The following is an 11,036-nucleotide window of genomic DNA, read 5'->3' on the forward strand; positions in this document are numbered from 1 at the left end:
CCATACTGAAGCTTTTCATGCGATCGGGCCGTGTACGTACTCATATGCGTAGATGGCAAGTTCGATCGCGACCCTTTTCTCGGGGAGGATATAGTCTTCTCCCAAAAGGGCTTCGATTTTGTCCAAACGGTGATACAGTGTCTGTCTGACGATATATAGAGCGGTGGCCGTCTCTTGCTTGGAGCAGCACAGGACCAAATATTGCTTGAGGGTCCGCAGCAGCTGACCTCCTTTCTCCACATCGTAACGAATGAGCGGCCCCAAATATTCTTCGATGAAATCATCCAGATTCCCACTCTGCTTCATACTGGCGATGATGCGGTAACAATGAAGATTACTGTAAAAAGGCTGTTGCATCACACCGATGTCTTTCTGAATTCGCAGTGTCTCCTTCGCGGATTCCAGGCTCTCCTTGAGACGGGAGAGGTCCGTGCAGTTATGACCGATACCGATCAGGCCTGAGAAGAGGCAGTGGGTCTGTTCCTGCTCGTGCTGCTGCAGCTGTTCGATGCAGCGCCAGAGACTGCTTTTACGCTGAGATCCAGGTAGTGGGTCGAGAATGATAAGAATGATCTGGTGGTTTAGAACGGTGCTGTAGAGGGTGAAATTCTCCCGAGCGAACACGGAACGGGCAACGATGTTGCGTTGGATCAATAACTTCTGAAGTCTGAGGCTATCTGTGTACGCGGGGTTGCTGTCGAATAAGATTATGGTGGCTTTGCTCGTTGCGAGAAGGGGATTAACGGTGGATACATATTCATGGATTTCCTTCGTGGAGTGATGTCCGTTAAGCCAGTCAATGACCCACATATCTTCTTTGTAGCGGCGTTTCTCTTCCATGTATTTGGTACGCATCCAGTCCTGGGCAATCGCGGCCGCGCAACGTTCCAGTGCCTGAATGACGAATTCATCTGAGGGTTTGATTGATATATTTGAATCGTGATCCGGCAGCTTTTGATGCATCAGCACAAGGTCAGCAAAGGTATACTCCAACGCCTGAACAGGCATGCTGATCACATCCAATGTGTTATCTGACAGCTGCATTAAATTCGGAATATCCTCCCCCGCCAAATGTTCCCGCTGCAAAAACCAATCCTGCCGACGAGTCTCCAGCTGCTCTGGAGAGCAATAGGGAACGCTACTCGCTTCCCCCTCAAGTGGATATAACGCCACGGCACATCCGGTTGTTCGTGACAATAATCGAAGCAGAGGTTGTACGCCATCTCCATTCAGAAGAAGTTGGTTAAATGAGGTGGTGAGACTATCGAGTTCAGCGATCATCCGCTGATGACTGCGAATCAAGGTAAAATGCAGGTCTTGCGTAATATCGATATAACGAACTTGTTCGTGAAACCAGATCAACGGAAAATCAGCTGCTACTGCAATTTCTTTCATAGCCCCGAGCTGCGACTTGGTGTGATCCCCCAGTTCCATACAGAGTCCAGCAGCCCCACGTGCAATTAACTGATGCAAAAAAGACAGGCCATGCTGCTCACCTTCCTGCCAGCCAATGCCTGTCGTAAGAACCAATTCCCCTCCATTGAGCAAGTCCCCTACCTCAGGAACCTCCATGATATGAACCCAGCGAACATACCGCTCCAGCGCACGATCACTGGCCAGAACTTCCGCCTTGCGAAACACAGGACGTTTTAACATGTCTCTGACTTGAATATGAAGCGTTGTCTCCCCCACACAAACACCGCCCTTCCCCAATAACATGTGATCTATCTGGAGTCTGGAATCCGTCAACTTACATAATTAATCCATATTATAAGTCTATTTACAGCCAATGGGCTGAAATCTAACGTTCATTTGTTTCAAATGACAAATGGGACTGTTCTTTTTGTAATTTTGATTAAAATAAAGAATTTATATGTCAGTCTATGTCTCGTGTGAATTTTCATCAGCATTTTGCATAATTCGATTCCAATCGCTCACGGGTACAAGATATAGACGAATAGAATCATTTCGATCTATATCTTGCTGATTGGAAGACGCTCATGGGATTTATGCAAAATGCTTAAATAAAAAAAAGCCCCTTAACATCACATCGGAATTCAATCATTCCAATATACGCTAAGGGGCGAGAAGCTAATATTATAGTCTACATTTAAGTTGTACTCGAACCGTTACATGAGTACAATCAACGACTTCTTAATCTTCGATTCTTTTCTTTTTAAATTTCATCAGGAACTCATACACAATCGGTACGATAACCAGCGTGAGCAGCGTGGAGCTGATCAGACCACCGATTACGGTAATTCCGAGTCCTTTGGAGATGATACCCGCACTCTCTTCGAGACCCGTTACCAGTGGCAAGAGGGCACCGATGGTTGCGAGAGCGGTCATCAGAATTGGACGCAGACGTGTTGCACCGGCTTCCAGCAAGGCTTCACGGGTAGGCATACCCTCTTTTTCCTTGTGAATAACACGGTCGATCAACACGATAGCGTTGGTGACCACGATACCGATGAGCATCAGTCCACCCATCATGGCCGAGACGTCGAGCGTACCACCAGCGATGAACAGACCTACCATAATACCAATGACCGTAAATGGCAGGGAGAACAGGATTGCGAATGGTGCCAATCCGCCGCCGAATGTAACAACGAGCACGAAGTATACAATGGCGATGGCCGCCAGCATGGCGAGACCCAGTTGAGTAAAGGTATCATTAATCTGTTCGGTTGTACCGCCAAACTTCACTTCAACGCCATCAGGCAGATCCAGCTTGTCGATCTCAGCCTGTAGGTTACTCGAAGCTTTCGTTACATCCGAAGCCAGGATGTTGGCTGTGACTTGTACGACAACTTTACCATCAATTTGCATGATGGAGTTCGGGGACGTACCTTCTTCTACTTTGGCAACATCTTTGATTGGTACTTCGATGCCAAGCGGTGAAGTGACGGTTTCATCCTCAATTTCTTTAATACTGCTGAATGTTTTGTTGTCTGTCTCTACATATACTTTGTACGTTTTGTTATCGATATCGACTTCCGTAAGCACAGGACGTTCCCGTGCCGGGCTCAGCGTCATCGCCAGTTGGCCTGCAGTCAGGCCCAGGGAACTCAATTTCTCCTGATCCGCCACGAGCGTATACTGCCCGTAGGTGTCAGCAAGTGTTGTATCTGCTTTTTCAAAATTATCCTTATCCGCTTCAACCAGTTTCAGAATTTCATCCGATACAGGTTTAAGTTGCTCTACATTATCGCCATAGATGGAGAGGCTCAGGCCGCTACCACCCAGACCGCCGGACATGTCGAGCTCATTCCAGGTACCTACGGTAACTTCTTTCTTCAGACCTTCTACAAGCTGTTCCTTCACTTTGGTAAAGTCTTTCGTATCTTCGTTATATTCGATATAGAATAGAGCCGAGTTTCCGCCACCGCCACCCATACTGCTCAGTGGGTTCGTGCCGCCGATGGAATATTGCATTTTCTCCAGACCTGGTTGTTCCAGCAACCACTTCTCGGCAACGAGTGCTTCTTTTTCGACATCTTCACGCAAAGCTCCGGTTTGTGGGCTGTACGTAATAGTCACGTATTTATCCTGTTGTTCTGGCAAGAAGCTTGCACCGATGAACGGGTACAGGAACAAACTGCCGACCAGCAGGATCACTGCAATACTGACCGTGATGAGTTTGTGTGACAGAGTCCAGTTCAGCAGGCGTTTGTAACCTTCCGCCATTTTGCCTGGTTTTTCTTCGTGATTCTGTTTGTTCTTCAACCCTCCACGGAACAGGGTGTGCGCAAGCATCGGCACAATGGTAATGGCAACGATCAGGGATGCCAGCAAAGCGAATACCATGGTCAGTGCAAATGGCGTGAATAACTCACCGACCATACCGCTTACCAATGCCAGTGGCAGGAATACCGCAATAGTTACGATCGTGGAAGAAAGGATTGGCACAAACATCTCGCGAGTTGCTTCGCGGACTAGTTCACGGCCTTTCAGTTTCTCACCTTTGAGTGTTAACCTGCGGTAGATGTTCTCGATAACAACGATGGAGTCATCGACAACCCGTCCGATGGCAACTGTCATCGCACCCAGCGTCATCATGTTCAAAGTAATATCCATCATATTGAGAGCAGTCAATGCCATGAGCAAGGAGAGCGGGATCGAGATAATGGAGATAATGGTTGAACGAATATTACGCAGGAAGAGCAGGATGATCAGGATGGCAAACAAGGCGCCAAAAACGGCTTTGCCCAACATCGTGTTCACGGAGTCCTGAATCGGCTTACCTTGGTCAAGCAATACAGTCAAATCAGCATTTTTGAACTGCGATTGCAACTCTTCCGCTTTATCTTTGACTGCGTTAACGACATCAACCGTGTTGGCATCGTTGGATTTTACAATGGAAATACCAATCGATTCCTTGCCGTCTGTCCGGGAAATGGATTCCGCTTGACCGATGACTTCGATCTTGGCAAGTTCACTTAATTTCACTGTCGGGATACCAGATGCGTTGGCAGCACCTGAAGGGCTACCCACACTGGCATTACCACCAGCGGCTTGGTCCGTTCCTTGTGAAGCACTTGGAGCGGTACCTTGACCTGCTTCACCAGTTGGTGCTCCAGAGCCTTGTGGGGATGCGTTTGAACCATTGCCTGCGGAAGCTCCGGCACCGCTGGGTACAACTGGAATGGCAAGGTTTTTCAGATCATCGATGTCGATGATGTTTCCATCTACGACAACGGCTTTCTGGGATTTATCCAGTTCAAACAGTCCAAGGGGCACACGAATGGATGAACCCTGAACGATGCCGTTTACCGTATCTTCGGTCAGGCCCAGCTCGGCCATTTTGGCTTGGTCAAACTTCAATTGAACTTCTTTCACATATTGACCGGACACCTGGACCTGAGCTACACCGTCAATATCTTCGAGTGCAGGCTGAATATCCGATTCAACCAGTCGTGTCAATTGTTCCAGGTCACCGCCGTCCTTGTCGGACAGGCTCAGAGATACAACCGGGAAAGAGTTAATGCTGAACTTGGAAATGGTAGGCTTCTGCACGCTGTCAGGCAATTGAACTTCATTCAGTGCCTCACGAACGGTTGCAGTTGCGTTGGTCAGATCTGTTCCATAATCAAATTCGAGTGTGATCGATGCTGCGTTCTCCATGGAAGTGGAGGTAACTGTCTTCACGCCATCTACATTACGTAGTTTTACTTCCAGCGGCTTCGTGACATCCTCAACAATTCCCTCCGGTGCAGCCCCCGGATCAATGGCAGTGACATTCAGAAACGGTACGTTGATGTTTGGGATTGTCTCTTGTTTCATCGTCAATCCGCTGTACAAACCTGCGAAAGAGATGATAATCGTCAGAATCCAAATCGCAAACTTGTTGTTCAGTGAAAAATTAATAATACCTTTCATACGATGGTTTCTTCTCCTCTCTGTTTCTCCTGTTTATATGTGTGACGAGTCAGCCTGAATAAACCGGCTATACTTGGCATCCAGACTGTGCTTAAGCTCAGAGTGCAAAGGTTTGATGGCAGATACGCTCTCCAAATTGTGCATCATGCCAAGAATGATGGCACGCCTAGGCGTAAATTCCATCATCTCCTGTCTGAGAATGGCGATGGTTTCAAGCACATCATTCTTTGTTTGCCCTGATGGCAAATCGGAACCAGCGATATCCTGCATTTGCTTAATAATGTGAATGGGATGACGCATCACAGTGGAGTCTGTGTTTGGATCACTACTCCATGCGGGCCAGTCTTCCAACAAAATCAAAGGCGCAGGGCGATGATCGAGCAAACCGTAAGCTGCATAATCAATCATCTGTAGCATATTGGTTGCCATTTTGGAGACGGTAAGGGAAGGCATTTCCGTAAACCAGATCTTAACGTAGGAGAGGAACAGACCCTGTATTAGCAAAATAAGATCTATCGTATAGGGTTCAATCTCCGGTCCGTACATATCTTCCAGTTTGTCCTTGAAACCGTGTAGTGTAAGGACCTCCAGATCTTTATGCTGTGGGTTGCATTTTTCCTTGCGATGTGGCTCATCATTCATCATCATGCTTTGCATTTGCACACGTAAAAATTCCTTTAGCTCGGACACATGGCCGAGCAGTGTCTCAATCTGTTTGTGTGAACGTTCTCTCGGAGTAAGGTCAGCTTCATGTTCGATCTGGGATAGTTCGTCTATGAGCGTAAATAAACAGTACTCCATCGTGCTGTCTTCCAATTCCTCTTTGGATTTGAATATAAGGTAAAGGCTTCCCTTGGACATCCCGCATATCTCAGCAATCTCCTGCATGGAGGTTGCGGCACTGCCTTTGGCCGAGAATAGCTTGAGTGCTGTAGTAATGATGAGTTTTTTCTTCTCATTCATCTCATGTATAGGGTTCATTAACGATACTTTCACCTCATCAGGGAACTTGTGAGTTCTTGAATTGACTTTAAGGTCAAAATAAGTATAAACGATCTGGTTAAAGGAATTCAAATGGGAGTAAATTGGAAAATGTATATTGGGAAAAGTGGCTGATCAAAGGGAAGGAGAGACGGCAAGTAACAAAGTGCAGCCTGTATGTACGATAGGGATAAGGTATCAAGAACGTTTAAGTTAGTTTCCTCCAGTGAAGGCGTACAAGGCGAGTATAATAATGGCGACTAGAGCGATGAGATAGAAAATGGCCATGCCGATCAGAAGGGTATACCCTGTATAAGAGCCCATGCGTGCCAATAATTTTCTCATGATTACGACATCCTTTCTTACGTGGCAAAGTATAAAGAGGTTCCCTATTTATATCATTCCCCAAAAAAGACGACTTTCTGATCGAAGTCGTCTTTTTTATATTACAGAATTTAATAGTATCATAATGGAAGCTAAGAATTACACGATAACGGAGATTGGAAAGTGGGACTGCAATCGGAGATATAAAGTATAACTTCATTTTACTTTCGTTACGTGATGAGTTTCAGCCCAACAGCTGCCACCAAAATCATCGCGATAAACAGGATACGCTTCGCTTCTTTCCGTTCACCGAACAGGAACATGCCTGTTAACGTACTGCCGACCGTCCCGATCCCCGTCCACACGGCATATGCTGTGCCCATGGGAATGGACGTCATGGCGTAGGACAAGAGCGAGAAGCTGAACACAAACGACACCAGCATAAGTACGATGTATGGCCATCCTTTCTTGGTGGAAGCACCATTAATACCGATTACGCCGAAAATTTCACATATCCCTGCACCTACAATTGCCATCCAAGCCATTATACTGTACCTCCTTTGGCTTCTTGCTGATCCGTAACCAGCTTCAGTCCGATTACGCCGCAGAGCAGCAACCCGATAAGCAATACTTTGGCCAAGCGGAACGGTTCACCGAACAATACCATTTCCGTCAGGACGGTACCCGCCGTACCAATTCCCGTAAAGACGGCATACACCGTACCCACAGGCAACCTTTTGGAAGCGGCAATGATCAGTCCAAAGCTGATCACGATGGCAATCCCCGTTAAAGTCCACTCCCAGGCATTCGAGGCATGTTTCAGCCCGCTTACCCAGACAATCTCAATAATTCCGCCGATAAATACATATAACCAGTTGCGGTTCATGTTGTTGAATCTCCTTCCGGCACAACGCTGTGTGCCTCGTCGTTCAAATGATGAATGCCATGCCAAAATACAGGCCAGGATGCTTCCAACCGTCTCTTATACCGACGGGAACTTCCATAGATAATCTCCACGGTAATGCCGTCGAGGAGCGTCATGAATGCAATGGCGGCTTGTTCTGCGGGAATGGCTGGAATATCTCCATTACGCATTGCCCTTTGCAGCAGACGAGTCAGTGCGCGTTCCATACCATCGATAAACGGATACACTTGATCCATCACTTCGCCATACAGGGAAAGTGGTGGGTAGAAACAATTACGCAACATCAATCGAGCCGAAGCATGGGCATTGTATTCTTGTTCGAACCAGATCAGCAAGCCTTTCAGCCTCTGCTCCAATGGCAGATCCGCATGATCGCGGAAATATTCCAGTGTGTGCCGTGTTACCTCGTGAAATGCAAAGTCCAGTGTGTGTAAAAACAAGTCATCCTTGCAGCTGAAATGCGCATATATGGACGGTTTTTTAATCCCGACTTCATCAGCAATTGCTCTCAGAGAAGCTCCCTCATAGCCATCTCTGGCAAAATGGAACAGGGCTGCATCCCGAATGGATTGTGCAGTCATTCAATCACCTTCCTAACGGTCGTTAGGTAATTATATTTCCACACTTTACATCACCTGTCAAGATGAAAATATCCGCCTGCACAGTGAGTACAGGCGGATATAACAGGTATGGATGTGGTTTCTGATCAAAAGGTCGTAAGACCCAGAATCAGTTGCAGCTTATATAGGATACCTTTCAAAAACGTAGTCTTCTCCTGGAACTCATCCAGGTCTAACGTGAACTCGGCATCATTATTATTCCATATGCGCTCAAAATAATTCGCGATATCGAGTGTGAACTTATTGTCTGGAGGTGCAGCAACCCATAGATCATTCTCCAGATTGTAGTCATTCATGTTTCGGGGGGTGAAATTGGTTGAACCCCCGAGGACAATATGATCTCCGGTTGCTTTGGCAAGATAGATCATCTTGGTATGGTATTGCTCCTTGGTGGTGTTATACCAGCGGATCTGAATTTTACCGTCCGATTTATCATGCAATTCAGCAGCGACAGGACGGTTCGGAATGCCGATCTTTTCCTGACCAAAAGCATTTTCATTTGGATCTAGTACAAGCCGGATCTCGGTTCCTCGTTTTGCCGCTTCCAGCAGGGCTTCCAATACTTTCGGAGAGGCCACATAGAACATGCCCATCCATAAGGTGTCACCTTTGCCAGCTTGATTGATCTCATGGAGTACAGCGTCATTCACTTTGCCTTCAGTTAAATAACGTATTCGCAAATCTCCCGTGTTTGAATTCGAGGAAGGAGCTGTGTAGGCAGGAACCTTGCCTCCGCCTGAGATGTCGAGAACAGCTTGCTCGGACTGAAGAATATCGCCAATGATTGGACCTGTTACTTCAAATGCAATATTCGAGTGGTAGGCACTCGCATCATGAATATTGCCAGAAGAGACAATCGCCGTCTTCTCACTAACAACAACTTTGCGATGATTTGCTTTCACGTTGAGCAGCTTGAGATAGGAACGGACCGTTACATCCGGACCATCCGTGGCCATGAGGTTTTTGATCCAGCCATCTCCGGATTGGCCAAACCATTGGAAGAAGGTCCGCCAGACCGCAGAGTACACTGGAGTTGAATCACGCAAAGGGTCCACATCCGTGATGACCACATGAATGCCTGCTTGTTTCATTTGTTCCAGCAACGGATTGGGTGCTGAGTTATAGTTGGTATTTACTTCATCTGTAATGAACCAGATGTCCATATCAGGATGCTGATTTTTTTTGGTGACCAGCGCTTCGGTGAATTCAGTACTCACGGGAGGAAAGTTCTGTCCCTTGTGTTGATAATTATTGAACAAAAACATATCCACCAGGACAAACTGCTCTGCTTCCTCCACAATTTGCATCATGCGCTGGAAAATCTGCTGTTCGTGCTCCATCTGTCCGTCGGAGGAAGGATAAGTGAGGTCGTGCAGGAACTCGACTTGATCCACACGGTATTCTGGACTTTCATAGGAAATGCCCGCTGGTAATGGTTTGTAGGTCTGATAGAGCATGACGGCGATGAGCCATAGGACCAATAGGACAAGTCCTGTTCGTATGTATGGAATTTTGCCGCGTGAAGACTTGCGGTCTGATGTATGGCGGCGTAATGAGGCCAACGGTGGACTCCCCCTTCTGTACTTGCTGACTTCTATTACCACACGGATGATAACGTTGACGCAGGAGAACCCGCTAGCATAACGACTGTAGCGTTAAAATGCATATGGCAAAAATGGCAGTATGCAATCGACAGGTGTCTGAGCGTTGTGTATAATGAGTGTATTATTTTTGTAGAATGTTAGGGTTTTCATATGCCTGACAAGGACGGGGAACCAATGATATAACCTTTGAAATCTGGACATTTAGGAAAGAAAGTGGGTAATAAGGTGTATTCCATCAAACAAGTCGCTGCCATGCTCGGTATCCCGACGGTGACGCTCCGGGCTTGGGAGAATCGGTATAGTGCGGTCACCCCTGAGCGGACGGAATCGGGTTATCGAATGTATACCGAAGAGAATGTTGCGGATCTGCGCTGGTTGAAAGAACAGGTTGAGCTACATCAGACCAATATTTCGGAAGCGGTACGGATGTTGAAAGTAAACAAATTAAATCCGCCCGAGGCTGTGCCCACGCCGATCATGGCTCCGGTGCCTACGATGGAAGAAGCCTACGCACGCATGGCAGATCAGATCTATGACTCGCTCTACAACTTTCAGGGTGAACGTGCCAATGGTTTGATTGATTTTGGGTTCACCATGTATGGGTATGACTCGATGTTCTATCATGTGTTGGTGCCCATTCTGGTCCGGGTTGGAGATGCATGGGAGCAAGGTAGGGCTTCGGTGGCTCAGGAACACTTCATGACACAGCTGATATCACAGCGGTTTTATCAGTTTTTCCATCTGTTCCCGATCTATCCGCATCTGCCCAAAGTTCTGGCGTTGTGTCCGGAAGGGGAGCATCATCAGGTCGGATTGCTGCTGTTCTCTCTCTTTATGCGCAAAAATGGAGCGGAAGTACTGTATCTCGGTGCGAACACGCCAGAAGAAGGCATCTTCCCGATTATTCGGGAGCAAAAGATCAAGTTGGTCTGCCTGTCGATCACAAGTCCAGGGCTTCTTGTTAAATGTGATCAGCTCGTCGAGCGGATTATGAACGAGTTCCCGCATATTCGCTTTGTACTTGGAGGTAAAGGCTATGAGCGTGCAGAGCATGCGAGTTATCCGCAATGGATTATGCCGGAGAGTTCTGCGGACTGGCAGTCGTGGATGGAGCGTGAATATCTCTCCGAGCGATCACCTGGTGCACGGTTCGGACAGGCCAATAATTAAACATAATCTCAAATGATATGAATAGGTTAGTGT

The 11,036-nt window shown here is 47.1% G+C and carries 9 protein-coding genes; 1 reads left to right on the plus strand and 8 read right to left on the minus strand.

What is annotated here, in order from left to right:
• Positions 1–15 precede the first annotated feature (15 nt).
• The 8 genes from MKY28_RS28710 to MKY28_RS28745 all read right to left on the minus strand — a co-directional run bounded on the left by MKY28_RS28710 (position 16) and on the right by MKY28_RS28745 (position 9,686).
• Complete coding sequence (locus MKY28_RS28710; RefSeq protein ID WP_340937669.1) at positions 16–1,656, minus strand: PucR family transcriptional regulator; 1,641 nt, start codon at positions 1,654–1,656, stop codon at positions 16–18.
• 498 nt (positions 1,657–2,154) lie between these two features.
• On the minus strand, positions 2,155–5,379 hold the full coding sequence (locus MKY28_RS28715; RefSeq protein WP_340937670.1) for an efflux RND transporter permease subunit: 3,225 nt from the start codon (positions 5,377–5,379) through the stop codon (positions 2,155–2,157).
• A 33-nt stretch (positions 5,380–5,412) separates the two neighbouring features.
• Positions 5,413–6,360: a TetR/AcrR family transcriptional regulator gene (locus tag MKY28_RS28720; RefSeq protein WP_340937671.1), complete on the minus strand. Its 948-nt coding sequence runs from the start codon at positions 6,358–6,360 to the stop codon at positions 5,413–5,415.
• A 213-nt stretch (positions 6,361–6,573) separates the two neighbouring features.
• Positions 6,574–6,705, minus strand: a complete 132-nt coding sequence (locus tag MKY28_RS28725; protein WP_256721316.1) for a hypothetical protein — start codon at positions 6,703–6,705, stop codon at positions 6,574–6,576.
• 209 nt (positions 6,706–6,914) lie between these two features.
• Positions 6,915–7,229, minus strand: coding sequence for a DMT family transporter (locus MKY28_RS28730; protein ID WP_017691901.1), 315 nt, complete (start codon positions 7,227–7,229; stop codon positions 6,915–6,917).
• Complete coding sequence (locus tag MKY28_RS28735; RefSeq protein ID WP_047840722.1) at positions 7,229–7,570, minus strand: DMT family transporter; 342 nt, start codon at positions 7,568–7,570, stop codon at positions 7,229–7,231. The genes MKY28_RS28730 and MKY28_RS28735 overlap by 1 nt, the downstream gene beginning before the upstream one ends.
• Complete coding sequence (locus MKY28_RS28740) at positions 7,567–8,190, minus strand: TetR/AcrR family transcriptional regulator (RefSeq protein ID WP_340937674.1); 624 nt, start codon at positions 8,188–8,190, stop codon at positions 7,567–7,569. Before MKY28_RS28740 ends, MKY28_RS28735 begins: the two co-directional genes overlap by 4 nt.
• Positions 8,191–8,315: 125 nt before the next feature.
• Positions 8,316–9,686 (minus strand): phospholipase D family protein, encoded by a 1,371-nt coding sequence (locus tag MKY28_RS28745; protein WP_253509316.1) that lies wholly within the window; start codon positions 9,684–9,686, stop codon positions 8,316–8,318.
• A gap of 372 nt (positions 9,687–10,058) precedes the next feature.
• On the opposite strand from MKY28_RS28745, the gene MKY28_RS28750 reads away from it, so the two are divergent.
• Complete coding sequence (locus MKY28_RS28750; protein ID WP_340937676.1) at positions 10,059–11,003, plus strand: MerR family transcriptional regulator; 945 nt, start codon at positions 10,059–10,061, stop codon at positions 11,001–11,003.
• Positions 11,004–11,036: the final 33 nt, after the last annotated feature.

This window comes from Paenibacillus sp. FSL R5-0473, from assembly GCF_038004565.1.
GTDB lineage: Bacteria > Bacillota > Bacilli > Paenibacillales > Paenibacillaceae > Paenibacillus > Paenibacillus amylolyticus.

What these genes read in the sequence shown, in the direction of transcription:
- MKY28_RS28710 (WP_340937669.1), bottom strand. Translation starts at nt 1,656, where the DNA reads ATGTTAAAACGTCCTGTGTTTCGCAAGGCGGAAGTTCTGGCCAGTGAT.
- MKY28_RS28715 (WP_340937670.1), bottom strand. Translation starts at nt 5,379, where the DNA reads ATGAAAGGTATTATTAATTTTTCACTGAACAACAAGTTTGCGATTTGG.
- MKY28_RS28720 (WP_340937671.1), bottom strand. Translation starts at nt 6,360, where the DNA reads ATGAACCCTATACATGAGATGAATGAGAAGAAAAAACTCATCATTACT.
- MKY28_RS28725 (WP_256721316.1), bottom strand. Translation starts at nt 6,705, where the DNA reads ATGAGAAAATTATTGGCACGCATGGGCTCTTATACAGGGTATACCCTT.
- MKY28_RS28730 (WP_017691901.1), bottom strand. Translation starts at nt 7,229, where the DNA reads ATGGCTTGGATGGCAATTGTAGGTGCAGGGATATGTGAAATTTTCGGC.
- MKY28_RS28735 (WP_047840722.1), bottom strand. Translation starts at nt 7,570, where the DNA reads ATGAACCGCAACTGGTTATATGTATTTATCGGCGGAATTATTGAGATT.
- MKY28_RS28740 (WP_340937674.1), bottom strand. Translation starts at nt 8,190, where the DNA reads ATGACTGCACAATCCATTCGGGATGCAGCCCTGTTCCATTTTGCCAGA.
- MKY28_RS28745 (WP_253509316.1), bottom strand. Translation starts at nt 9,686, where the DNA reads ATGCTCTATCAGACCTACAAACCATTACCAGCGGGCATTTCCTATGAA.